Below are 22680 nucleotides of genomic sequence, written 5' to 3' on the forward strand. Positions count from 1 at the left end.
TTGAGTTCAAGATGAAGCAAAATTATAAACTTTCATTGAAATCCTACAGTTTGGCGCTTTGTGTTGGGCTTATAGCGAGTTCTACAGCCACTTTGACATTTGCTAAAAGTCCAGCTGATCCAAATAAAGTATTGCGTTATGTCTTTCCAGTCGCTGAAACTGGTTTTGATCCTGCAGGTGTGCATGATTTGTATTCTGCACATGTAAATGGTTCGATTTTCGAGACTTTATATACATATGATTATTTAGCCTCACCAGCAAAGTTAGTCCCTCGCACGGCAGTCGCATTACCTGAGATTAGTGCAGATGGTTTGACGTATACCATCCGTTTGCAAAAAGGGATTTATTTTGCCAATGATCCTGCTTTTAAAGGAAAAAAACGTGAACTCACGTCTTTTGACTATGCGTATACCTTTAAACGACTCTTGGATCCGAATCTACATTCACCAAACAGTTGGTTACTGGATGGACGTATTGTTGGAATGGATGCGTTACAGAAGCAAGCGCAAAAGAATGGCAAATTCAATTACGACCAACCGATTGTGGGATTACAAACGCCAGACCGATACACATTGGTTATCCGTCTAACTCGACCAGATCAAAACTTTCCAATGTTACTTGCACATCAACCAGCAGGTGCTGTGGCAAGAGAAGTGATCGAAAAATATAGAAACAAAGCTGGGTTTGCGATGGGTCATCCTGTGGGTACAGGACCGTATATGCTGTCTCGCTGGACGCCAGGTTCAAGAATTATTTTAAAAGCCAATCCTGACTTTCGTAGTTTTGTATGGAACTTTAAAGCGAGTTCCCCTGAAGACCAGAAAATTGTAAAAGCGATGCAAGGCAAAAAAATGCCTCAGATTGGTCTGATTGACATTCAAGTGATGGAAGAAGGGCAATCTCGCTGGTTGTCATTCAGTAAAGATGAGATTGACTTATTTCAACTTGATGGTGAATTGACTGTACAGGCTTTACAAAATGGTAAGTTAAAACCTGAATTGGTGAAAAAAGGTGTGCAATTATCTCGCATCGTTGATCCATCACTTGACTATCATTATTGGAACATGCAAAACCCTGTTGTTGGGGGATTAAGCAAAGAAAAAATAGCATTACGCCGTGCGATTGCGATGGCATTTTCTGCAGATAACTACATCAATATCTTGCAAAAAGGTGATGCTAAAAAATTACAAGCACCAATCCCAGAAGGTGTTGTTGGTTATGACCCAAATTACAGATCAAGTATTCCTTATTCAGTCAAAGCAGCCAATCTATTATTAGATCGTTATCAGTACAAAGTTGGTACAAATGGTTGGAGAACCTTGCCAAATGGTAAGCCTTTGGTCATAGAGATGACTGTTAGTGGTAGTAGTTTACGTAGTCAACAACAAGCTGAATTCTGGAAGAAAATCCTTGATGGTCTCAAGATACAGATGACCACACAATCTCTCCCATTTTCAGAAGCCTTGAAGTTGGAAAAGCAATGTAAAACCATGTTCAAAGCTTCAGCTTGGATCGCAGATTATCCTGATGCCGATAATTTTATGCAGTTGTTTTATGGCAAAAATATCAATGTAACGAACAATGGTTGTATCAAAATTCCTGAATTTGATCGTCTTTATGAACAAACTCAAAACATGGTGCCAGGTCCAGAGCGCGATGCCATATACAGAAAAATGTCACGTATTTTAGAGGTTTATATGCCTGTACAAGTGATCGGTGCTCGTTACCGAAATATTCTGGCGCAGCCTCGAGTGATTGGTTTTAAAAAGCATCCAATACTTCCTGCGGAGTGGATGTACATCGATATTGATATGAAGAAATAAAATTTAAAGAACTGGAGTAACAATGAAACATTACAATTTAAAACTCACCACCTTTTGCCTACTCACGATGGGAGTTAATCAATTTTCATCGGCAGAAACCTTGACTCGACAAACCTTACCGTTATTTCAGTCAAAAGATATTCCAGCATTATGTGACGCCAAAATTAACGATGTTAAAAAACAGCTTACGTCCTTAGAAGCTCTTCAACTCGCTCAAGATACGCCAGCCGCTCCAATATTGGCAAAATGGGATGCGATTCTTGCTTCTTTTGAGGATTTTTACGGTCCAATCGGTTTGTATAGCAACGTAGATCCTGATGAAGCAGTTCGTAAAGCTGCAGAAGATTGTGAGGTTAAAATTAGTCAGTTTCAAACTGAAATTTTGCAAAACTCAAAGCTTTATCAACAATTTAAAAAAATTAAATCTACTGATCCTATCGATCAAAAGTTTCAAGCTGATATCTTGAAAGATTTTGAAGAAAAAGGGATACAACTCCCTGTTGATAAACAGCAGCGTTTAAAAGAAATATTGGATCAACTCACTAAAATAGAGCAGGAATATAGTCGGAACGTTCGTGATAATAAGCAGAAGCTAGAATTTACTGCTGCTGAGTTAAAAGGTTTACCACAAAGCTATATTGATGCTGTAAAGAAAAATGAAAAAGGAAATTATTTACTAGGATTTGAATATCCAGAATATCGTCCATTTATGGAGCTTGCAGAAAATGACGAAGCACGAAAGCGTTATCAAGTCGCATTTACACGCCGTGGTGGTGAAAAGAATCTGAATTTATTAAAACAAGCTGTCGATTTGAGATATGAACTTGCAAAACTGTTTGGAAAATCAAGTTATGCTGAATGGGTTTTACAAAAACGCATGGCAAAAACACCTGAGGCAGTGAATACATTTCTGGCAGATATTCATGCAACAGTTTCGCCTTTAGAACAAAAAGAAGTACAAACCTTACAAGCATTTAAAGCTCAAACATTAAATATTCCACTTGAGCAAGCCAAAATCGAACGATGGAGTGAAGCGTACTGGAGTGAAAAGTTACGCAAAGCTAAATATCAAGTAGATCAAGAAAAACTGCGTGAATATTTTCCAACTCAAGCAGCACAAGATTGGTTATTTGCGATTTCATCTAACTTATATGGTATCGAGTTTAAACCTGTAAAAGTGCCTGCTTGGCAAGATGAAGTTGAATATTACGATGTAACGGATACCAAAACTGGAAAATTGCTGGGCGGACTATACATGGACAAATTCCCACGTGAAGGGAAATATGGTCATGCTGCTGTGTGGAGTGTTTATGGGCGAAGTACATTAACTGATCGTAAACCTATTTCAGCTTTAGTGACTAACTTTAACCGTCAAGGATTGACCAGTGATGAGTTAGAAACTTTTGTACATGAGTTTGGACATGCTTTACATGGCATCCTTTCCAACACTCGATATTCATCACAAACGGGCACTACCGTTGAGCGAGATTTTGTAGAAGCACCTTCTCAGATGTATGAAGAATGGGCAAGACGAAAAGAGACACTTTCTAAACTTGCAGATTATTGCCAACCTGCCTGCCCACGAGTTGATGAAGCATTAATTAAAAAGCTAGCTGCTGTACATAGTTACGGTCGTGGTTTGCATTATGCACGTCAGACTTTATACGCCCAGTATGATATGGCATTGCATGGAACGGATGCTTTGAAGGTACAGCCATTGGATGTTTGGAAGAAAATGGAAAATGCTACAGCACTTGGGTACGTACCAACAACTGAGTTCCCTGGACAGTTCAATCACATCATGAATGGTTATCAAGTAGGTTATTACGGATATATGTGGTCTGAGGTTATGGCTTTGGATATGTTGTCGGCATTTGGCGATAACTTAAATAATCCAAAAGTTGGTCAGCATTATCGACAAACAATTTTATCTCAAGGTAGCCAAAAACCAGCAGAAAAGTTGGTCGAAGATTTCCTCGGACGTAAACCGAACAACAAAGCATTTTTTGATGAAATTACAGGTCAACGAGTGAAATAAGGGAGCATCTTTATGCTGGCATATATCATACGCCGTATATGGCAGATGATCCCAACGATGCTCGGGGTCGTGCTGCTGATTTTTTTCTTATTCAATTGGGTGGGGGGAGATCCTGCATATATCTTGGCAGGAAAAATGTCGAATCCTGAGCAAATAGAAAATATCCGACAACAGTTAGGTGTCGATCAGCCTTATTACGTTCAACTTTGGATCTTTATCAAGCAAATTATAAGCTTCGATTATGGTGTGAGTTGGAGTACAGGTGAATCGGTCTCGCAAATTATAAGCACGCGTTTAGGGCCATCATTGACGATTTTGATTCCATTGACGATTTTACAAACCGTTATTTCGATCATTTTGGCGTTGGCTGTTGCCTCAGTGCGAGGAAGTTTGACTGATCGTATGGTAATGATGCTTTGCACGATTGGAATGTCGATTAGTATTTTAGTTTATATCATTATTTTTCAATACTTCTTTGCTTATCAACTTGGTTGGTTTCCAGTTCAAGGCTGGAGTGATAGCTTCAGTGAAAATCTATTCAAATATGCATTATTACCTGTTCTTATCATGTTGGTGGTAAGTATCGCCCCGACTTTAAGACTGTATCGTAGCTTTATTTTAGATGAGGTGAATCAGGACTATGTGCGCACGGCACGCGCTAAAGGGGTGAGTGAACGACGTGTCTATGGCGTGCATGTTTTACGTAATGCTTCGATTCCGATTGTGACGGATGTGATGGCAACTTTACCTGCTTTGTTAATTGGTGCCTTTTTGATCGAACGCTTTTTTGGTATTCCAGGGATCGGTCGAGAAGTCATTATTGCCGTTGAACGAAGTGATTTTCCTGTGATTAAAGCGATTACGGTATACGTTGCCGCTGCAACCATGTTTTTTAACTTAATTGCTGATCTGATATATAAATTGATCGATCCGCGTGTAGAGTTGAAGTAGGTGAACTATGCTGAGTGTATTATCAAAACGAAAAGCGCAAGTTCAGACTAACACCGCATCTTCAGGATTATGGCGTTTGGCAGTACAACGATTAAAAGCTGATCGTATTGCTATGGCATCCTTATTCATCGTATTCGCCTATTTCATTGTGCTGCTACTATCTGTTACAGGCGTAATCGCCTCGGATTGGAACAAAGAAGTCGCAGTCAGTTACGCGCCGCCAACCTTTATGGGCGCTGATACTGAAGATTCGCCTCTGAGTCCAGTCGCCAAGCAAGTGGAAGTTCTACCTGAAAATCCAGTCGATCCTTTAAAAGATATTTTACGTGAATTAAATACTCAAACAGCACAACAAACCTCAGGCTATGCAGCCATTGATTACTACGGTGTAACCGATCCATTGGCATCGGATATGCAAGCAATCAATCAGCAACTTGGAGGCGAGTTACTTGATCAAAAGCAAGAGCTGAAATCAACTTTGGCATTCGGTGCAGATAAATGGGGGCAAGATGTTCTCCTTAAAACGATTAAAGGCGCAGAAACTTCGATTCTTGTAGGATTACTATCAGCACTTTTAGCTGTTGTAATTGGGACATTTCTTGGTGCAATCGCGGGATATTTTGGTGGTTGGGTAGATGATGTGCTCAATTGGTTCTATAACATCTTTACTTCAATACCTTATCTATTATTGGTTTTGGCTGTTGCAGCAGTTTTGCAGCAGAAAGGTATTCTTTCGATTGTATTAATTCTAGGTTTAACAGGCTGGACAGGAGTGTTCCGTTTGATTCGTGCTGAATATATGAAGCATAAATCTCGTGAATATGTACTTGCTGCCAAAGCAATTGGAGTCAGCCATTTCCGCCGTATGTTTGTGCATATTTTTCCGAACGTGAGTCATATCGCGTTGGTTCAGATTTCAATTCTAGTGGTAGCGTTTATCAAGTCAGAAGTGATCTTAAGCTTCCTCGGCTTTGGTGTTCCTGTCGGTGTTGTGTCATGGGGCAGTATGTTGAATGAGGCGCAAACCGAATTGATTTTAGGGAAATGGTGGCAATTGGCTGCCGCATCGATTGCGATGGCGGTGTTAGTGACAGCATTTTCTATGTTTACTGATGCATTACGTGATGCATTGGATCCAAAACTGAAATAGCGGAGTGAGATGAGATGACAACAATAAATGAATCACCGTTATTAAAAGTTGAAAATCTTGAGGTGAGTTTTAAATCCGAGAGCAAACAATGGATTAAAACTGTTAAAGGGATTTCGTTTAGTATCCCAAAGAATAAAACAGTTGCCTTAGTTGGAGAGTCGGGAAGTGGTAAATCAGTCACTTCATTGGCGGTTATGGGATTGTTGCCGAAAGGACAAAGCCAAATTTCAGAACAGAGCCAAATCCGTTTTGAAGATAAAGACTTACTTAATCTATCTGTTGCAGAGCTACGTAATATTTGTGGAAAAGATATTGCGATGATTTTCCAAGAGCCAATGTCATCATTAAATCCTGTATTCACCGTCGGTGATCAAATTGCAGAGGTTTTGCGTATTCACTTGGGGATGGGGCGTAAACAAGCTCGTGCACGTGTTTTAGAATTATTGAAAGAAGTCGGTATTCCATCTCCCGACACTAAGATCGATGCTTATCCAAGTCAATTATCTGGTGGACAACAACAACGTGTGATGATTGCGATGGCGATCGCATGTGAACCGAAACTACTGATTGCGGATGAGCCGACTACTGCACTGGATGTCACTATTCAAAAACAAATTATTGATTTGTTGGAGTCTTTGCGTCAGCGTCGTGAAATGTCAATGTTGTTTATTACCCATGATTTGGCATTGGTCGGTGAAATTGCCGATGAAGTGATTGTAATGCGTCATGGTGAAATTCGTGAAAGTGGAGATGCTCAACAAGTTTTAGAACAACCGAATGATGTCTATACGCGAGCATTGTTGCATTGTCGTCCACAACTATCTTCACGCCCATATCGTTTACCTGTGACCAGTGACTTTATGAAACAAGAAAATGGTCAGCTTATCGAAGCTATTAATCTGTCAACGTTTAATCTGCAAGAACGTAGTCGTGGCTTAACAGGTGACGAGCCGATTATCTTAGATGTACAAAATCTCAAAAAATCATTTTATAGTCGTAAAGGTTTATGGGGACGTGATGAGTTTCAGGCGGTGAAAGGTGTTTCCTTTAAACTGGCTAAGGGCAAAACATTGGGTTTGGTGGGTGAGTCTGGATCTGGGAAAACGACAATTGGTTTGTTACTTATGCGATTGCATGAAGCAACTGGTGGTCAGGCCTTTATAGATGGTAAAGATATTCTTGCAATGTCAGAGAAGGAATTTGCCCTCTATCAACGTAAAATTCAGATCATTTTCCAAAACCCTTACGCATCATTAAATCCTCGTTTTACCATTGGGCAGATTTTACTTGAACCGATGCGTATTCATGGGATTGGTCAAAATGATCAAGAGCGTAAAAAAATTGCATTAGAGCTTTTGGAGCGTGTTAGCCTACCTGTTGAAGCATATGATCGTTATCCACATGAGTTTTCGGGAGGACAGCGTCAACGGATTGCGATTGCACGTTGCTTAACTTTAAAACCTGAGATTTTGATCTGTGATGAGTCAGTTTCAGCGCTTGATGTGTCTGTACAGGCTCAGGTATTAAACTTGCTTCAGGATTTACAGGATGAGTTTGGTTTGAGTTATATTTTTATTTCGCATGATTTATCTGTGGTGAAATATATTTCAGATCAAGTAATGGTCATGAATCATGGGGAAGTGGTTGAAATTGCAAATTCAGATGAGCTCTATTTGAATCCTCAACATGAATATACCCAAAAATTGTTAAAAGCAATTCCACAAGGTATTGCCTAGCTAGTTTTTGATTTTCATATCTAAGTCCAATAAAAAAACGCTCAAATTTGAGCGTTTTTTTTATTTACATTGCTGAGCAATTAGAACTTTTTAAAACCTTTATTCAGGCCAATAGTTTTACGTCCACTGTTGCTGTTATTATTGGCATTTGGGCGTTGTTGTTGCTCTGGTTGTTCATCATCACGACGTTGTTGACGTAAATAACCTCCACGACGCGCCGCCATTGGTTTTTCACTCATACGTTCAGTACGACGTTTTGCCATACCGAATAAGCCTGTACCTTGACGAGGTTTTAATTCAACTGATTTCGCTAAGTTATCGATATCAGCTTTATCGAGTTCCATCCAGCGACCTGTGCGTAATTCACGTGGCAAAATCACTGTACCGTAACGAGTACGGAGTAGACGACTTACTTTTAAACCTTGTGATTCAAAGATACGACGTACTTCACGGTTACGTCCTTCTTTCACAACAACTTGATACCAACGGTTAATCCCATCGCCACCAATTTCAGAGAAAGATTCAAACTTAGCAGGACCATCTTCAAGTTCAACGCCCTTGAGCATATTGTTACGGATTTGCGGAGTGACTTCACCCATAACACGAACAGCATATTCACGTTCTACTTCATTTGAAGGGTGCATTAAGCGGTTAGCAAGCTCGCCATCATTTGTAAAAATCAATAAACCAGTACTGTTGATATCAAGTCGACCCACCATTACCCAACGATCATTGGCGATTTGGGGTAAGTGATCAAATACCGTAGGGCGTTTTTCAGGATCGTTGCGTGAGCAAATCTCACCTTCAGGCTTGTAGTAAATCAATACACGACGACGTATTTCGTCTTCAATCTGGAATTGTACTTTACGACCATCGATACGGAGTTCATCAGTCGGTTCAATACGCTCACCTACTTGGGCGATTTTACCATTGATGCTGACACGACCAGCAGCAATAACTTCTTCCATATAACGACGTGAGCCTAACCCCACTCTCGCCAGAACCTTTTGTAATTTTTCACTCATGACAGCACAACCTTAGACATAATGTTCAACAGTTCACCTTCTCAAGACTTCGGCGCATGTGCATCGAGAGCCATGAATGCTTCCTTGGCGTTCTGTAGGGGAGGCAATTGACCTAGCGAAGCTAAACCAAAAGCATTTAAAAATTGAGGCGTTGTAACTAACAACGCGGGTCTTCCAGGTAAATCTCTAAAACCAGATTCTTTAATCCAGTTCCAGTCAAAAAGCGTTCTCAAGTTCTGGCTATTGTTTGAAACACCACGAATTTGTTCGATATCAGCACGTGTTACAGGTTGATGATAAGCAATCACTGCAACCGTTTCGAGTAAAGAAGGAGAAAGTTTCGTCGGACGTTCAGGCCAAACTTGCGCGATAATATTTCGATATTTTGCACGGACTTGAAAACGAAAGCCCTGTGCAGTTTCAATTAATTCAATAGATCGACCATGCTGCAACATTGCAAGCTGTTGCAGAAAAGTACGTAATTGTTGCTTATTATATTGGTTTTGAAATGCTTCTTTTAGTCGTGCTAGTGAAACTGGGGAGTCACTGGCAAATAAAATAGCCTCAATTTGCAACAAAACATCATGATGGATATCTTCAAGAGACATGCCTTCATGCGAATCGAATTGTTCTAAACTCATGCTGATACTCCTTGAATAGTTAATGGAGCCTCGATACCAGAATGAATAATTTTAATTTTTTGTTGTCTTGTGAGTTCTAGAACAGCCATAAATGTTACAACCATTCCCATACGACCTTGTTTGGGATTTAACAGCTCAATAAAACTCAAGCTCAAACCAGTTGCAAGTTGACTTTCGATGAAGGCGATTCGCTCTTCTAACAATACAGGTTCTTGTGCAACAACATGTTTAACGGGTTCAGGACGATTGAATACGCAAAACAAAGCATCACGTAATGCATCTACATCATAACCTTCATAAATCGGGGCAATATGACCTATGCTTACGTTTGTACTAAAAGTATCTCGCTCAAAAATTGGCATTTGCCCTAATTTTTCAGCCGCTTGTTTGATTCTTAAATACGTTTCAAGTCGATCAATAAGTTCTTGTTTTGGATCTTTTTCAAATTGATCTACAGCAACAGGTTTTGGAAGTAACAAACGAGATTTCAAATCGGCGAGTAATGCAGCCATCACCATATAGTCTGCGGTGAGTTCGATATTGAGCGATTTCATGCTATCCATATAAGACAGATATTGGGTAGCGATTGGGGAAATATCCAATTGTAAAAGATCAAATCCATTTTTCTGGATTAAATAGATGAGGAAATCTAGAGGACCCTCAAATTGCTCAAGTAAAATTTCAAATGCAGCAGGGGGAATATACAAATCTTCAGGTATAGCTTCTTGCCATTCGTCAAGCACACGAATGGAAGGAGAAGTCTCCAATGTAGAAGAAAGGATTTGATTCATTACCGTTATAAGCCACGCGAATTTTCAAAAGCATGAAAGAGAAAGTGCGGACACATGCAAATTCACATGTCACAACAAGTTCATCTATTCTAATCGAATTACCTAATTTAATAAATTGCTCACTTACAAAAACCTTAAGTTTCTCAGGGTATTTTCTATGCTTATGGCATCGTATGCAGTCCATAGATGAATTTTATGGTTAAATTGTCTTCGCATTATAAAAAATTGGCATTTTTTTATGTACAGATATCAAGAAACACAAGAAAACAAATTTGGACAGCTCACCAGTTTTTCAGTTGAGCACTTTAAGCCTTGTGAACTAGTGCGTGGAAATATTGAGGGGAATTATGTCAATTTAATTGATATCAATTCTGAAGTTTCAAATCGAGTTTTTTCCCAAATTTGGAACTGTGTTGCAACAGAGCCAGATGAAAGTTGTTGGACCTATTTGCCGTATGCCGCACCATTAAATTTAACTGTACTTACGGAGTCCTTAAAAAATACATTTAATTTTAAAGGCTCAACACATTTTCTAATTGAAATTGAAGGTGAAATCTGTGGATGGATTGCTTTGCTTAATCCTAGACTTGACTACGGTGCTATAGAAATCGGTAATGTTTATTTCTCCCATAAAATGAAAAAATCGAGGGCTGCTACTGAAACTATTTTTCTATTATTACAACAATGTTTTAAGCAAAGATTTCTACGCATTGAGTGGAAATGTGATGATTGTAATCAACCTTCTAAAGCAGCCGCATTGCGTTTCGGGTTTCAATATGAAGGTTTATTTAGACAAGATCGAATTGTGAAAGGAAGAAATCGTAATACGGCGTGGTTTTCAATTATTGATGAAGAGTGGTCAGATTTAAAGCTAGCTTATCAACAATGGTTAAGTCCAGGAAATTTTGATGAGCAAGGTGTACAGAAAAAGCGGCTATCAGATTTTATGTGATTCAATTTAGACATTAAGCATCATAAATTGCGTATTCGATAATTGATTGACATTGAGATCGAATACACAAGTTTAGATTCTCTAAATCTTCAAATATGTCTTTTACAATCTTAACTTCTAAAAAATATTCAAAACCTTATTGTCATGTTTAATTTGTATAAGTCCTTCTTTGGGTTCTTTGACTTCAAGGGTGATAGATATGTTCTAAAAGCCAAGGTTCAATGACATAGATTGTCTGGTCATCAGCATAATCATAAATGTTCACTAACATTTGAAATAGATGCATTTGCTATATCTTTATTATTCAAAAGCACTCACATCTCCAACACCACGACGTACGATCTCTGGGTTTTCTCCAGATAAATCCACGATACTAGTGGTGGATAATGTACCGAAACCACCATCAATAAATACATCTATGCGTTTGCCGAGTTGATTTTCAATATCATAAGGATCATCTAGTGGTTCTGTTTGATCAGGAAGAATCAGGGTGCTTGTGAGTAGTGGTTCGCCGAGCTCTTTTAGCAACGCTTGTGCGATAGGATTGCTAGGAATACGCAAACCAATGGTTTTTTTCTTAGGATGCATCAAACGTTTTGGAACTTCGCTGGTTGCAGGCAAAATAAAGGTAGTTACAGCAGGCGTATTATTTTTAAGCAGTCGATACATTGCATTATCAACTTTTGCATAGGTTGCAATATCTGATAGATCACAACACATAATCGCATATTGATGTTTTGGACCTAGACCGCGAATCTGTGCAATTCGCTCCATCGCATTTTTATTTCCAATTTGGCAACCAATTGCATAAGCAGCATCAGTTGGATAAACAACCACATCACCTGCACGTATACGATCTACAGCTTGAGTGATTAAACGTGCCTGTGGATTTTCAGGATGAATATGTAAGTGCAACATTATTATAACTCCCTGATCTTTATGGCTGAATTAAGTATGAAACGTGTTAAGGGGCGGATGCAAGTCTCAGATGTGATAATTTTGTCAATCAATCAAGCGATTCACGTTTAAATTCATCAAGTTGTAATGCTCGTCCATTACGCGTACACAAGCAGATGTAATAAATGAAGTGTGTAGCATCACGAGGTAATTTAGACTCACCTGAAAAAAAACGTTTTACTTGATTAAAAACATTGTCTTTAAATAAAGCACCATCACCACCTTCGCCAGTTAAGTTATCTAAAGAGACACGAAACTTTCGACCAAATGCAGTTGCAAATAACCATTCAATCGCTTGGGGTTTGATTTCTACTTGTTCAAAAAGCGCTTGCTGTTCCGCATTTCGACCATCCGGTGCATACCAATAACCTAGATCAGGTAGCTTTCTACGTTGTTCCCCTGAAATCGTCCAATGACTAATTTCATGTAAGGCACTATTAAAAAAACCATGAGCAAATTGGATTCGTGCAGGTAGCTGATCTGTCGCTGGGAAATATTCTGGTTCAAAATCACCTTTAACTAATGTGACATTATGGTGGGAAAAACAGTGATTAAAGTGTAAAATAAGCCAATCAACCTGTTCTGGTTCTGTTGTTAACGTTTGCCAAGATGAGCGTTGCACTTGATCTGGTGTTAACATAGGAGCAGTGATTGAATGGGGGCTAACAAGTGATGAAGTTGTTACTTCAAGTTGCGGCTGCAACAGATACATTGCTGTGTTACCACGAGTTCTGTCTAAAGAAGTGCAAAATTGTATCTTAATCTTTGACAGAGTACCGATGAATTTGTAGAATTGCCGCCTTAATTATGTCAGCAAATACTTTTCCAAGCCAAATCGAGCCATTTAAATGGGCTGAACAGGGCTATACATGGTCAGGAACACTGCCATTGTCTCGCTTTGCTCGTATTGCTCGAGAAGCTGTTAGTTCAATTGATGATCAATTGATCAACATAGACTGTAAGCTATCAATGGATGCCTATCATCGTATTGTATGGTTAGATGGACATATTGATACTAAAGTTCCAAGGGAATGCCAACGTTGTTTGGGATCTGTTGAAATTGAATTAGTCTCAGAATTTCATCTAGCTTTAATTGGTGATGAGTCACTGATAGAGCGATTGGATGAGGATGCTGATTTCATCGTTTTAGGTGAAAGTGAATCGTCGAAAAAAGGGAGTATTGATACACCTGCTTCGATTGATTTATTCGCATTGCTAGAAGATGAATTGTTATTGTTGATGCCTTTGTCTCCCAAACATGGTGTTTGTGAGCATAAACATCAACCTGCCGTTCAGGACGTTGTCGAAGAAAAGCGGGATAATCCGTTTGATGTTTTGGCAAGTTTGAAAGGCAAACTTAACTCATAACACAATTTGTGTTATCATGTTGAGTTAAGACAACTGAATTTGTTCTGATCCATTTTTTCGATCTTTGTAAGGAGCCATCATGGCCGTTCAGCAAAACCGTAAAAGTCGCTCTCGCCGTGACATGCGCCGTTCACATGACGCTTTAACCGAGAATGCATTATCTGTAGACCAAACTACTGGTGAAACTCATCGTCGTCACCACGTGACTAAAGACGGTATTTACCGTGGTCGTCAATTATTCGCTAAAGCAGCTGATGCTGAATAATTGAATCATATGCATTAAGCGTTAGCTTAAAGTATAGAAAAAATGGGAGCGAAAGCTCCCTTTTTTGTTGTTTTTCGCAATTATAAAACGATTTAATCAATGTTAAATTTCCGCATCGAGAAAAAGTCTGCTGCTATTCTCATGTAGAATCATGAGAAATGATGAAACTGGCAATAGACCATTTTAAGGATTTTTATATGTCGACTAAACGACTTGAGCAGGCAGCTCAAGCAACAAAAACCGCATTTGTATTCCCAGGTCAAGGCTCGCAAAAAGTAGGTATGCTGGCTGAACTCGCTGAGCAGTTTGGTGTGGTCAAAGAAACCTTTGATGAAGCATCAAATGCACTAGGTTTTGATTTATGGCATATCGCGCAAAGCGGAGAAGGTTTAGATCAAACTGAAAATACACAACCTGTTTTATTAACCGCTAGTATCGCGTTATGGCGCGTATGGTTGGAGTTAGGCGGTGTAGTACCAAAATACTTGGCAGGACACTCTCTAGGTGAATACAGTGCTTTAGTTGCTGCGGAAGCGATGACATTGGGAGATGCTGTAAAACTAGTGAATTTGCGTGGGAAACTCATGCAAAATGCAGTTCCTCAAGGAACAGGTGCTATGGCTGCAATTCTAGGTCTTGATGATCAGAAAGTGGTTGAGCTTTGCCAAGCTGCGACAGCAAATGGCGAGGGTTCGGTTGAAGCTGCCAATTACAATGCGCAAGGTCAAGTTGTGATTGCAGGAACTGCGACTTTAGTCCAACAGGTTATCGCTGCTGCAAAGGAGCAATCAGGCAAAGCTATTGCGCTACCAGTATCTGTGCCTTCACATTGCTCATTAATGAAGCCAGCAGCAGAACAGTTTGCTGAAGCTTTGGAACAAACTGCCATTGAGCTACCACGCCTTCCTGTAATACAAAATGTCAACGCGGAAATTGCGACAGATGTTGCTCAATTGCGTCAGGCATTAACGGCTCAGTTATATGAGTCAGTGCAATGGACTCGTACCATGCAATATCTGCAAGATCAAGGTATTCAGTATGTGGTCGAATGTGGACCTGGGACTGTACTGAGTAATCTTGCGAAGCGATTACCGAACATAGATAAAGCATTTGCGATTGATAGCAAAGCACGTATGGAAGATGCCCTAAACGCAGTATTAGTGGCAGAAGGAAAAATTGCATGACACAACAACGAAAAGTTGCGTTAGTGACAGGAGCTAGCCGAGGCATTGGCGCAGCAATTGCACAGCAGCTCATTCAAGACGGTTTTTTTGTAGTTGGCACCGCGACTTCTGAATCAGGCGCGCAAAAACTGACAGAAAGCTTTGCTGAGAACGGTGCGGGTGCTGTACTTGACGTTCGAAATGGTGAAGCGATTGATGCACTGGTAACAGATATCGAGCAAAAATACGGTTCTGTCTTAGTTCTAGTGAACAATGCTGGGATTACGAAAGATAATTTGTTACTTCGTATGTCTGAAGATGATTGGGACGATATTCTCAATATTCATCTCAAAGCTGTTTACCGTCTCTCGAAGCGTGTTTTAAAAGGTATGACTAAAGCACGTTTTGGTCGAATTATTAACATTAGTTCAGTGGTTGCACATTTTGCAAATCCAGGCCAAGCCAACTATTCAGCAGCAAAAGCAGGGATTGAAGCATTCAGTCGTAGTTTAGCTAAAGAGATGGGCAGCCGTCAGATTACTGTAAATAGTGTTGCACCTGGATTCATCGCGACTGAAATGACTGATCAGTTAAGCGAAGATGTTCGTAAAAAAATGAGTGATCAAGTAGCTTTAAATCGTCTAGGTGAGCCTCAAGATATTGCGCATGCAGTGAGTTTCCTTGCAAGCGATAAAGCTAGTTACATTACTGGTACAGTTTTACACGTAAATGGTGGTCTATACATGGCCTAAGTGGCGATGTATAAACTTTTAAAAGTTTTTATATTCAATTAAACTAGTGGCAAATCAAAACGCCACAAGCAATGAGGAGAATTCCTGTGAGCGATATCGAACAACGCATCAAACAAGCTGTAGCTGAACAATTAGGTATGCGTGCTGAAGAGATCAAGAATGAAGCATCTTTCATGGATGATTTAGGTGCTGACTCTTTGGATCTGGTTGAACTTGTAATGTCTTTTGAAAATGATTTTGACATCACCATTCCAGACGAAGATTCTAATGAAATCACGACTGTTCAATCTGCAATTGATTATGTAACCAAAAAACTTGGTTAATCATATCACATGATTAAAAGCCACCTTTTTCGGTGGCTTTTTTATATGTTCAACTTTTCATATGAATAGATGTAAAAATATCTTACAAAAAAAATAAACTATAAATATGAAAATAATTTATTTGAGTGTATAAAATTTATGCTATTTAAAATAATTTATTAAACCATAACAACAAAAGGGAATTTTATGAATATAGCAAACCGTATTAAAGAGATCATTATTGAGCAACTTCGTGTAAATGAAGAAGATGTTTTACCAAATGCATCCTTTACAGATGATTTAGGCGCTGATTCATTGGCTGTAGTTGAACTAATTATGGCTTTTGAAGAAGAATTTGGAATTGAAATTCCAGATGAAGATGCAGAGAAACTTCTTACAGTGCGTGATGCTATTAATTATATTGAGATGAATGTAGGAGGCGATATGTAAATTCCATCATACTTTTAGTTTATCGAAAGATGATGTTTCATGAATTTATTAATTACAGAGAGTAATACAGTTATATTAAAAATTAAAATATAAGGAAAATTCTATGAATTCTGAAAAAACAATAGAAGATCGCCTTAAGACAGTAATTAAGGAGAAGTTTGGTCTTGTAGAGATGAGACCCAGCACTCGTTTGGTTGAAGATTTACATTTTGATAGTCAAGACACCTTAGATCTTAGTAGGGCGATTGAGGCGGAATTTGGTTTTGAAGTACAAGATGAAGATATGGAAAAAATAGATACATTTCAATCACTGGTTGATTATGTGACTAATAAAGTTTAATCATTTACATGATTGAAAAGTCATCGAAAGTTAGTTTTTTATATGTGGAACTTCTTGATTTAAATAGATATATAAATATTTTTACAAGAAAAAATAAACTATAAATATGAAAATAATTTATTTGAGTGTATAAAATTTATGCTATTTAAAATAATTTATTAAACCATAACAACAAAAGGGAATTTTATGAATATAGCAAACCGTATTAAAGAGATCATTATTGAGCAACTTCGTGTAAATGAAGAAGATGTTTTACCAAATGCATCCTTTACAGATGATTTAGGCGCTGATTCATTGGCTGTAGTTGAGCTCATTATGGCTTTTGAGGGAGAATTTGGTACTCAAATTCCTTATGAAGAGGCTGAGAAAATTATTACCGTTCAATCTGCAATTGATTATATGACCAATATTGTGGGAGAAAATGCTTAAATTGCTTCAAGTTTTGAACGAATTGAAAGCCGCCGTAAGGTGGCTTTTTATATTTAAAAAATATATAAATGTGAAAGCTTAAAATCAGTTTTACTGCATATACATATATTTACAAGACCTCGTTAAATTGAAACTCGCATGCTTTATTTTTTCTGTATAACTAATTGTAAGTCTGTTTTGACTATGCTTAATCAATAATTACAGAGGAAATAAAAAATGGGTATTTTTGATTTTGTTAAAGGCATTGGTAAAAAAAATACAGCACCAGCAGAACCTCAGCCTGCTCCAGCCACACCTGTTGAGCCTTCAGCTCAAGAAATTGCCAATAAATTATTAGGTTTGATTAAAAGTTTAGGTCTTGGTGTTGATGGTTTATCAGTAACCTATAATGGAAATACCGATACAGCCATTATTAAAGGGCGAGTCAAAAGCCAAGCAGATAAAGAAAAGATAGTTCTTGCCGTTGGTAATATTGATCACGTTGCTCAGGTCGATGATCAGATGACGGTTGAGGTGCCTGAACCAGAAAGTAAATTCTATACCGTAAAATCAGGTGATAATTTATCTAAGATTTCTAAAGAATATTATGGTGATCCAAACCAGTACAATAAAATTTTTGAAGCGAATAGACCATTACTCAAAAATGCGGATGATATTTTTCCCGGACAAGTTTTACGTATACCTGAATAAATTGTAATGTGACAGAGGAGGCGCGTATTGCGCCTTTTTTATTTCAAAATAAAAGATAAAATCTATAAAATTGAAATTACTAAAACATTAAAAAATGAATTCATTTACTTATGCTTTATGTCAAAAGCCCGTTTTAAGTGTGGCAATGTGGATGACAGGTCTTTGTGTATTTCCTCCATTGTTTTCAAATCTGCCGATTGATTTAACTCATACTGGCGCATTAGCAACTACTGAATTTAAGGTAAATGTACCAAAGTCTTACCACTTAAGCCTAACTCTTGAATTTGAATCAGCACAAAAGCGAGTTGATGATCTTGTTGTTGGAAATACTTTTAACCAATATTGTGATGGGACTATAAAATATAACAACATTCCTGTAGAGAAGAGAAAAGAATTAGGTCAACCAATAACCTTACAAGTTCTTGTAAGAAAATCAAAAAATCATGAAATTGTTTTTAATCAGCAATTTCAGTCTTTATGCTCAACAGGACATGATGGTAAAAATAAAAGTTACAGAAGTATTGGCTGGATTCCTTTATCTCAAGATCTTTATGTGATTGAAGTTGTTAATTTACAACCACATAATCAATTAAAAAATGTCAAAACAACTTTAAGCTTAAATGCAAGTAATGGTGGTAAATAATCTTAAGATAATAATTGTTTAGGAAGTTTATCCATTAATTGTAAAAAGGGTTTTGGACTTTGTAATGCTCTAGATAGGATTAAAGATCCTTGAATACGTATCACAGTATCTTGTGCCCGCTCGAAAGCTTGTTCTTCTGATATTCCCGCATCTTGTAAAACGACAGAGATACTTTCAATCAGTCTTGTAAATACGGGTTGAATTTGAGGCAAAAAGGTTTGGTGCGCTTCACTTAAGGTTAAAACTGCCAAAATACACGCTACATGGCCATTTTCATAAACTTGTTTTAATGAATAGGTTAGAGCTTCTAAACGTTCAATAGGTGATGCATTGCTTTGTAGGTGAATAAAAATATGATCTTCGCGCCATTGTTCTAAATAGCTCAAAACATCTTGTGCCATTTGTTGTTTTCCATTTGGAAAGTGATGATACAAACTGGCTTTACCTAAACCTGTCCGTTCAGAAATTTTGGATAAAGAAGCGCCTTCATAACCATATTCTCTGAAAATACTTAATAAAGATCGAATTAAAGTCGGTTTATCCATAAAAACTACTCATACCACTTGATTTTGTACCGATCGTTCGGTACATTGAAGTTATATAACCACAAAAGAAGATGACAATGAAACTTTATAATACTGTAATCTCAGGAAATTGTTACAAAATCAGATTATTACTTTCATTTTTGAATTTAGACTACGAAAAAGTCTCTATAAATTTAGCTGACCAAGAGCAAAAGACAGAGCATTTTTTAAAACTGAATCCTTTAGGGCAGATCCCTGTGCTAGAAGATCAGGGGAGGCATATCCATGATTCTCAAGCAATCTTGTGCTATCTCGCTAGAACATATGATGCTCATCAGCTTTGGTTTCCTCAAGAAACAATTGCAATGACGCATGTTTTAGAGTGGTTATTTTTTGCCAATCAAAGAATTGCTTCTACTTTATCGGCAGCACGAGCATTTCATCTGATTAAAAAACCAAATATTGATATCGAAAATGCGACTGCAATGTCACATGTATCATTAGCAATTGTAAATCAACATTTGAAAACAAGAAATTGGTTGGTTGGTGAATCAGCCACGATTGCAGATATTGCTTGTTATCCTTACATCGCTTTAGCGCATCAAGGAAAAATAGAATTAGACCCATATCCATATGTTCAGGCTTGGTTAACACGTTTTCAACAATTGCCTCGTTTTATTGAATTAGATGAATAATAGGTTAGGCATGAAAAAAGTATTGATTACTGGAGCAAGTCAAGGAATAGGGCAAGCGATTGCCCAAAAATTTCTAGATGAGAATTATGAGGTGCATAATATTTCTCGACATACTCCACAATATTCACATCTTCATTTGCATCATTGGCAAGCGGATATGTTGCAATATGATCAAATTGAGAAGGTGATTCAGCAGATTGGGCAGTTTGATGTGCTGATTAATAATGCAGGCTATATGAATACACTTACAGCAGCTTCATATACGTGGGAAGAAATACAAAAGATTATGTATGTAAATCTGATTCATACGATGCAGTTGAGTATTGATGTGGCGGAGAATATTTTTAAAAAACAAAAATCTGGACGAATTATTAGTATGGCATCTATTGCTGGACAAATTGGTCATCCTGATATTTGGTATGGTATCTCAAAAGCGGGGCTAATTAATGGGATGCGTAGTATAGCTCGTAGTCATGCCCAGCATAATATCCAAACTTTTAGTATTGCGCCCGGCCCTGTTGAAACACAGATGATGCAAAAGATTCCTGTTGAGAGACAAAAGCGGTTAAAAGAAGCCACCTTGAATCAACAGTTTTGCCAAACACAAGAAATTGCAGATACCGTTTTTTGGCTGGCGCAAGCAGCTCCAAATTGTTTAAGTGGTGAGGTATTTGATTTGAATAATGGTGTGAATTGTCGTTAGATCATGTTGAATAAATGAATAGAAATATATGTATTTCTATTCATTATTATTTAAGTCTTAAAACCGCTTTGGAATCTTTTGCCCATTGGGTACAGGTGTCTCAGCTTGTTTTAATACACCAAATAACCACGTTTCAGCATGTTGCACTGCAATTTTAAGGGAATCTCCCAAAGCTAAACGACCTGCAATAAAGCTTGCCAAAGAACAGCCAGAACCATGATATTGTCCGTCTAAACGAGGGCAATGGCTTTCAGCAATCATTTTGCCGTCAGCATAAAGTACATTGCGAATATGATCAGGAGTATCTTCATGTCCACCTTTAACTAAAACTGCTTTTGCACCCATTTCAAATAATTTCTGAGTAGCGAGTTCAATATCATCCACACCAGTTAAAGCTCTCAATTCAACTGTATTGGGGGTAATCACAGTCGCGAGAGGAATTAGCTCAACAAATGCCTTTACTAATGTTGCTTGATCACCTAGAGAGCCACCACTGTTTGCGACTAAAACAGGATCAAGTACATATTGATAATCATCATGTGCTCTTAAAAATTCAGCTAATGCAGCAATATTATCGGTAGTGCCCAACATGCCAGATTTTACACATTTGATAGGTAAGTCTCCAACCACAGCATTTGCTTGAGCTAACAGCAATTCTTTTGAACTTGCTTCAAAACCAAATACTTGTTGTGAGTTCTGTATTGTCAAAGCCGTACAAGCAATTGCTGCATGTGCACCGCTTTGTCCTATGGCTTCTATATCTGCTTGTAGACCTGCACCACCCGATGGGTCTAAACCTGAAAAACAAAGTACGGTTGGACGCACTGCAATTTCCTTTTATGTTCTCATTTAGGCTAGTATAGGGGAGTTTTGAGAAACTCTCGATACTGTGTTGTAAGGCTTTAAGAGATTGAACGAATGACGATCAGAAATATTTTAATTGATTTAGATGGGACTTTAACTGATCCCAAAGAAGGTATTTATCGTTCAATTCGTTTTGCACTAGAGAAACTTGGTTGTCCAATAGCTGATGAAGTAGATTTGGATTGGACGATTGGACCACCATTAAAAGGTTCCTTGGCGAGATTGTTAAACTCCCAAAGTGTTGAGTTGGCTGAGCAAGCACTTGCAGCCTATCGTGAACGTTTTGCAGTGATCGGATTATTTGAAAATCAAGTCTATCCAAATGTTGCTGAGACACTCTGCAAACTAAAACAACAAGATTATCAATTATTTTTAGCAACAGCTAAGCCAACAGTCTATGCGAAACAAATTTTGGTGCATTTCGAGTTGGATCAATATTTCACAGAAATACATGGTAGTGAGTTGACTGGCGAACGTACCAACAAAGCAGATTTAATTGCTTATATTCTTGAGCAAGAACAGTTGAATGCACAGCACTGTGTAATGGTCGGTGATCGTCAATATGATATTGTTGGTGCACGTGCTCATGGAATTGATACCATTGCGGTCAGTTATGGCTATGGAACACCAGAAGAACTGGCTCAAGCGCAGCCGATCACGCAAATCAATCAGTTTAATGAGCTGATTGAATGTATCGAGCAATTAAATCAACAGCGCAAAGTATCCTAATAAAAAGCCTCGATGAATCGAGGCTTTTTTGTATTAAAGATTATGCTTTAAACGGTATTGGACGAGTTCTTCTATGCTAATCACTGTCAAGCCATGTGTTTGCGCATACGCTAACACTTGAATACCTGATGCCATAGAACCATCTGGGTTGGTTAGCTCACATAGCACACCTGCAGGTTTTAAGCCTGCCAAACGAGCTAAATCAATTGTCCCCTCGGTATGACCTCGACGGGTTAGTACACCGCCATCACGAGCACGTAAGGGGAATACATGACCTGGACGATGAAGATCACTTGCAACAGCACCATCTTTGGTTGCAGCTAAAACCGTTGTTACACGATCTTTTGCTGATACACCTGTCGTAACGCCTTGTGCTGCCTCAATCGTGACGGTAAACGCAGTTTTGAATTGGCTAGAGTTATCTATGACCATAGGTGGGAGCTCTAAATGGTCAGCTAATTGTTCAGTCAAACATAAACACACAATACCAGAACCATCACGAATCATTTGTGCCATTGTTTCGACGGTTAATGTTTCAGCAGCAATAATAAGATCAGCTTCATTTTCCCGATCAAAATCGTCCATGACCAATACAGGTTTGCCTTGGCGGATATCATCTAAAGCTTGTTGAATACGAAGTTCAGCTGGTGAGAGTGCTGAAAAGAAAAGTTCAGGTTGAATTAAACTAGACATATGAAA

General features: G+C 38.3%; 27 protein-coding genes. 19 read left to right on the top strand and 8 right to left on the bottom strand.

The window, feature by feature from the left end; translation table 11 throughout:
- Positions 1-11 precede the first annotated feature (11 nt).
- Genes R2H34_RS04580 through R2H34_RS04600 form a run of 5 tightly spaced genes read left to right on the top strand, consistent with a single transcriptional unit; the run spans position 12 to position 7698 of the window.
- A complete protein-coding gene (locus tag R2H34_RS04580; RefSeq protein WP_005403109.1) occupies positions 12-1823 on the top strand; it encodes an ABC transporter substrate-binding protein in 1812 nt (603 codons plus the stop codon).
- 22 nt (positions 1824-1845) lie between these two features.
- Positions 1846-3861: a M3 family metallopeptidase gene (locus tag R2H34_RS04585; RefSeq protein ID WP_042891418.1), complete on the top strand. Its 2016-nt coding sequence runs from the start codon at positions 1846-1848 to the stop codon at positions 3859-3861.
- Positions 3862-3873: 12 nt separating this feature from the next.
- The gene (locus R2H34_RS04590) at positions 3874-4812 is read left to right on the top strand and encodes an ABC transporter permease (protein WP_042891421.1); all 939 of its coding nucleotides are present in this window, start codon (positions 3874-3876) and stop codon (positions 4810-4812) included.
- 7 nt (positions 4813-4819) lie between these two features.
- Complete coding sequence (locus R2H34_RS04595) at positions 4820-5962, top strand: ABC transporter permease (protein ID WP_042891424.1); 1143 nt, start codon at positions 4820-4822, stop codon at positions 5960-5962.
- Positions 5963-5976: 14 nt separating this feature from the next.
- A complete protein-coding gene (locus R2H34_RS04600) occupies positions 5977-7698 on the top strand; it encodes an ABC transporter ATP-binding protein (RefSeq protein WP_042891426.1) in 1722 nt (573 codons plus the stop codon).
- 80 nt (positions 7699-7778) lie between these two features.
- Here the strand turns inward: R2H34_RS04600 and rluB are convergent, their stop codons facing one another.
- From rluB to R2H34_RS04615, 3 genes are read right to left on the bottom strand one after another with little or no spacing between them, the layout of a single operon-like run.
- Positions 7779-8723, bottom strand: a complete 945-nt coding sequence (gene rluB / locus R2H34_RS04605) for a 23S rRNA pseudouridine(2605) synthase RluB (RefSeq protein ID WP_042891428.1) — start codon at positions 8721-8723, stop codon at positions 7779-7781.
- Between the two features lie 41 nt (positions 8724-8764).
- A complete protein-coding gene (scpB, locus tag R2H34_RS04610; protein WP_004952612.1) occupies positions 8765-9364 on the bottom strand; it encodes an SMC-Scp complex subunit ScpB in 600 nt (199 codons plus the stop codon).
- A complete protein-coding gene (locus R2H34_RS04615; protein WP_039047455.1) occupies positions 9361-10155 on the bottom strand; it encodes a segregation and condensation protein A in 795 nt (264 codons plus the stop codon). Before R2H34_RS04615 ends, scpB begins: the two co-directional genes overlap by 4 nt.
- A 238-nt stretch (positions 10156-10393) precedes the next feature.
- On the opposite strand from R2H34_RS04615, the gene R2H34_RS04620 reads away from it, so the two are divergent.
- Positions 10394-11107: a GNAT family N-acetyltransferase gene (locus R2H34_RS04620; protein WP_151825983.1), complete on the top strand. Its 714-nt coding sequence runs from the start codon at positions 10394-10396 to the stop codon at positions 11105-11107.
- A gap of 300 nt (positions 11108-11407) precedes the next feature.
- On the opposite strand, the gene R2H34_RS04625 is transcribed toward R2H34_RS04620, so the two are convergent.
- On the bottom strand, positions 11408-12025 hold the full coding sequence (locus tag R2H34_RS04625; protein WP_004914027.1) for an L-threonylcarbamoyladenylate synthase: 618 nt from the start codon (positions 12023-12025) through the stop codon (positions 11408-11410).
- Positions 12026-12113: 88 nt separating this feature from the next.
- Positions 12114-12776, bottom strand: a complete 663-nt coding sequence (locus R2H34_RS04630) for an elongation factor P hydroxylase (protein ID WP_005403103.1) — start codon at positions 12774-12776, stop codon at positions 12114-12116.
- A gap of 95 nt (positions 12777-12871) precedes the next feature.
- On the opposite strand from R2H34_RS04630, the gene R2H34_RS04635 reads away from it, so the two are divergent.
- The 10 genes from R2H34_RS04635 to R2H34_RS04680 all read left to right on the top strand — a co-directional run bounded on the left by R2H34_RS04635 (position 12872) and on the right by R2H34_RS04680 (position 18466).
- The gene (locus tag R2H34_RS04635) at positions 12872-13432 is read left to right on the top strand and encodes a YceD family protein (protein ID WP_005403102.1); all 561 of its coding nucleotides are present in this window, start codon (positions 12872-12874) and stop codon (positions 13430-13432) included.
- 79 nt (positions 13433-13511) lie between these two features.
- On the top strand, positions 13512-13697 hold the full coding sequence (rpmF, locus tag R2H34_RS04640; protein WP_004638135.1) for a 50S ribosomal protein L32: 186 nt from the start codon (positions 13512-13514) through the stop codon (positions 13695-13697).
- A 197-nt stretch (positions 13698-13894) separates the two neighbouring features.
- On the top strand, positions 13895-14881 hold the full coding sequence (gene fabD, locus R2H34_RS04645) for an ACP S-malonyltransferase (RefSeq protein ID WP_005403101.1): 987 nt from the start codon (positions 13895-13897) through the stop codon (positions 14879-14881).
- Positions 14878-15612: a 3-oxoacyl-ACP reductase FabG gene (gene fabG, locus R2H34_RS04650; protein WP_004682865.1), complete on the top strand. Its 735-nt coding sequence runs from the start codon at positions 14878-14880 to the stop codon at positions 15610-15612. The genes fabD and fabG overlap by 4 nt, the downstream gene beginning before the upstream one ends.
- Positions 15613-15698: 86 nt before the next feature.
- Positions 15699-15935 (top strand): acyl carrier protein, encoded by a 237-nt coding sequence (gene acpP, locus R2H34_RS04655; RefSeq protein ID WP_004655272.1) that lies wholly within the window; start codon positions 15699-15701, stop codon positions 15933-15935.
- Between the two features lie 186 nt (positions 15936-16121).
- On the top strand, positions 16122-16364 hold the full coding sequence (locus R2H34_RS04660; RefSeq protein WP_318342459.1) for an acyl carrier protein: 243 nt from the start codon (positions 16122-16124) through the stop codon (positions 16362-16364).
- Positions 16365-16467: 103 nt separating this feature from the next.
- Positions 16468-16704, top strand: coding sequence for an acyl carrier protein (locus R2H34_RS04665; RefSeq protein WP_280094686.1), 237 nt, complete (start codon positions 16468-16470; stop codon positions 16702-16704).
- A gap of 186 nt (positions 16705-16890) precedes the next feature.
- Positions 16891-17133 carry an acyl carrier protein gene (gene acpP, locus R2H34_RS04670; RefSeq protein WP_004682864.1) on the top strand — a complete coding sequence of 81 codons (243 nt, stop codon included), beginning with the start codon at positions 16891-16893 and terminating at the stop codon, positions 17131-17133.
- 216 nt (positions 17134-17349) lie between these two features.
- Complete coding sequence (gene lysM, locus R2H34_RS04675) at positions 17350-17823, top strand: peptidoglycan-binding protein LysM (protein WP_087536770.1); 474 nt, start codon at positions 17350-17352, stop codon at positions 17821-17823.
- Positions 17824-17917: 94 nt separating this feature from the next.
- Positions 17918-18466, top strand: coding sequence for a DUF5625 family protein (locus R2H34_RS04680; protein ID WP_151790220.1), 549 nt, complete (start codon positions 17918-17920; stop codon positions 18464-18466).
- A gap of 2 nt (positions 18467-18468) precedes the next feature.
- Here the strand turns inward: R2H34_RS04680 and R2H34_RS04685 are convergent, their stop codons facing one another.
- Positions 18469-19011 carry a TetR/AcrR family transcriptional regulator gene (locus R2H34_RS04685; RefSeq protein ID WP_004682858.1) on the bottom strand — a complete coding sequence of 181 codons (543 nt, stop codon included), beginning with the start codon at positions 19009-19011 and terminating at the stop codon, positions 18469-18471.
- Positions 19012-19088: 77 nt separating this feature from the next.
- Here R2H34_RS04685 and R2H34_RS04690 point away from each other — a divergent pair, with 77 nt between their 5' ends.
- Both R2H34_RS04690 and R2H34_RS04695 read left to right on the top strand, forming a co-directional pair.
- Complete coding sequence (locus tag R2H34_RS04690) at positions 19089-19685, top strand: glutathione S-transferase family protein (protein WP_279680386.1); 597 nt, start codon at positions 19089-19091, stop codon at positions 19683-19685.
- A 10-nt stretch (positions 19686-19695) separates the two neighbouring features.
- Complete coding sequence (locus R2H34_RS04695) at positions 19696-20388, top strand: SDR family oxidoreductase (protein ID WP_279680387.1); 693 nt, start codon at positions 19696-19698, stop codon at positions 20386-20388.
- Between the two features lie 57 nt (positions 20389-20445).
- Here the strand turns inward: R2H34_RS04695 and R2H34_RS04700 are convergent, their stop codons facing one another.
- Complete coding sequence (locus R2H34_RS04700; protein ID WP_282896857.1) at positions 20446-21213, bottom strand: hydroxymethylpyrimidine/phosphomethylpyrimidine kinase; 768 nt, start codon at positions 21211-21213, stop codon at positions 20446-20448.
- A 93-nt stretch (positions 21214-21306) separates the two neighbouring features.
- Here R2H34_RS04700 and R2H34_RS04705 point away from each other — a divergent pair, with 93 nt between their 5' ends.
- The gene (locus tag R2H34_RS04705) at positions 21307-21981 is read left to right on the top strand and encodes an HAD-IA family hydrolase (RefSeq protein ID WP_042891433.1); all 675 of its coding nucleotides are present in this window, start codon (positions 21307-21309) and stop codon (positions 21979-21981) included.
- Between the two features lie 33 nt (positions 21982-22014).
- Here the strand turns inward: R2H34_RS04705 and ribB are convergent, their stop codons facing one another.
- A complete protein-coding gene (ribB, locus tag R2H34_RS04710) occupies positions 22015-22674 on the bottom strand; it encodes a 3,4-dihydroxy-2-butanone-4-phosphate synthase (RefSeq protein ID WP_004914014.1) in 660 nt (219 codons plus the stop codon).
- Between the last annotated feature and the right edge of the window lie 6 nt (positions 22675-22680).

Source organism: Acinetobacter sp. 16, from assembly GCF_033439925.1.
In the GTDB taxonomy this organism is placed as follows: Bacteria; Pseudomonadota; Gammaproteobacteria; order Pseudomonadales; family Moraxellaceae; genus Acinetobacter; species Acinetobacter junii.

What these genes read in the sequence shown, in the direction of transcription:
- lysM (WP_087536770.1), top strand. Translation starts at nt 17,350, where the DNA reads ATGGGTATTTTTGATTTTGTTAAAGGCATTGGTAAAAAAAATACAGCA.
- R2H34_RS04585 (WP_042891418.1), top strand. Translation starts at nt 1,846, where the DNA reads ATGAAACATTACAATTTAAAACTCACCACCTTTTGCCTACTCACGATG.
- R2H34_RS04695 (WP_279680387.1), top strand. Translation starts at nt 19,696, where the DNA reads ATGAAAAAAGTATTGATTACTGGAGCAAGTCAAGGAATAGGGCAAGCG.
- rluB (WP_042891428.1), bottom strand. Translation starts at nt 8,723, where the DNA reads ATGAGTGAAAAATTACAAAAGGTTCTGGCGAGAGTGGGGTTAGGCTCA.
- fabG (WP_004682865.1), top strand. Translation starts at nt 14,878, where the DNA reads ATGACACAACAACGAAAAGTTGCGTTAGTGACAGGAGCTAGCCGAGGC.
- ribB (WP_004914014.1), bottom strand. Translation starts at nt 22,674, where the DNA reads ATGTCTAGTTTAATTCAACCTGAACTTTTCTTTTCAGCACTCTCACCA.
- R2H34_RS04665 (WP_280094686.1), top strand. Translation starts at nt 16,468, where the DNA reads ATGAATTCTGAAAAAACAATAGAAGATCGCCTTAAGACAGTAATTAAG.
- R2H34_RS04685 (WP_004682858.1), bottom strand. Translation starts at nt 19,011, where the DNA reads ATGGATAAACCGACTTTAATTCGATCTTTATTAAGTATTTTCAGAGAA.
- R2H34_RS04600 (WP_042891426.1), top strand. Translation starts at nt 5,977, where the DNA reads ATGACAACAATAAATGAATCACCGTTATTAAAAGTTGAAAATCTTGAG.
- R2H34_RS04630 (WP_005403103.1), bottom strand. Translation starts at nt 12,776, where the DNA reads ATGTATCTGTTGCAGCCGCAACTTGAAGTAACAACTTCATCACTTGTT.
- scpB (WP_004952612.1), bottom strand. Translation starts at nt 9,364, where the DNA reads ATGAGTTTAGAACAATTCGATTCGCATGAAGGCATGTCTCTTGAAGAT.
- rpmF (WP_004638135.1), top strand. Translation starts at nt 13,512, where the DNA reads ATGGCCGTTCAGCAAAACCGTAAAAGTCGCTCTCGCCGTGACATGCGC.
- R2H34_RS04625 (WP_004914027.1), bottom strand. Translation starts at nt 12,025, where the DNA reads ATGTTGCACTTACATATTCATCCTGAAAATCCACAGGCACGTTTAATC.
- R2H34_RS04660 (WP_318342459.1), top strand. Translation starts at nt 16,122, where the DNA reads ATGAATATAGCAAACCGTATTAAAGAGATCATTATTGAGCAACTTCGT.
- R2H34_RS04635 (WP_005403102.1), top strand. Translation starts at nt 12,872, where the DNA reads ATGTCAGCAAATACTTTTCCAAGCCAAATCGAGCCATTTAAATGGGCT.
- acpP (WP_004682864.1), top strand. Translation starts at nt 16,891, where the DNA reads ATGAATATAGCAAACCGTATTAAAGAGATCATTATTGAGCAACTTCGT.
- fabD (WP_005403101.1), top strand. Translation starts at nt 13,895, where the DNA reads ATGTCGACTAAACGACTTGAGCAGGCAGCTCAAGCAACAAAAACCGCA.
- R2H34_RS04615 (WP_039047455.1), bottom strand. Translation starts at nt 10,155, where the DNA reads ATGAATCAAATCCTTTCTTCTACATTGGAGACTTCTCCTTCCATTCGT.
- R2H34_RS04680 (WP_151790220.1), top strand. Translation starts at nt 17,918, where the DNA reads ATGAATTCATTTACTTATGCTTTATGTCAAAAGCCCGTTTTAAGTGTG.
- R2H34_RS04590 (WP_042891421.1), top strand. Translation starts at nt 3,874, where the DNA reads ATGCTGGCATATATCATACGCCGTATATGGCAGATGATCCCAACGATG.
- R2H34_RS04580 (WP_005403109.1), top strand. Translation starts at nt 12, where the DNA reads ATGAAGCAAAATTATAAACTTTCATTGAAATCCTACAGTTTGGCGCTT.
- R2H34_RS04595 (WP_042891424.1), top strand. Translation starts at nt 4,820, where the DNA reads ATGCTGAGTGTATTATCAAAACGAAAAGCGCAAGTTCAGACTAACACC.
- R2H34_RS04620 (WP_151825983.1), top strand. Translation starts at nt 10,394, where the DNA reads ATGTACAGATATCAAGAAACACAAGAAAACAAATTTGGACAGCTCACC.
- R2H34_RS04690 (WP_279680386.1), top strand. Translation starts at nt 19,089, where the DNA reads ATGAAACTTTATAATACTGTAATCTCAGGAAATTGTTACAAAATCAGA.
- R2H34_RS04705 (WP_042891433.1), top strand. Translation starts at nt 21,307, where the DNA reads ATGACGATCAGAAATATTTTAATTGATTTAGATGGGACTTTAACTGAT.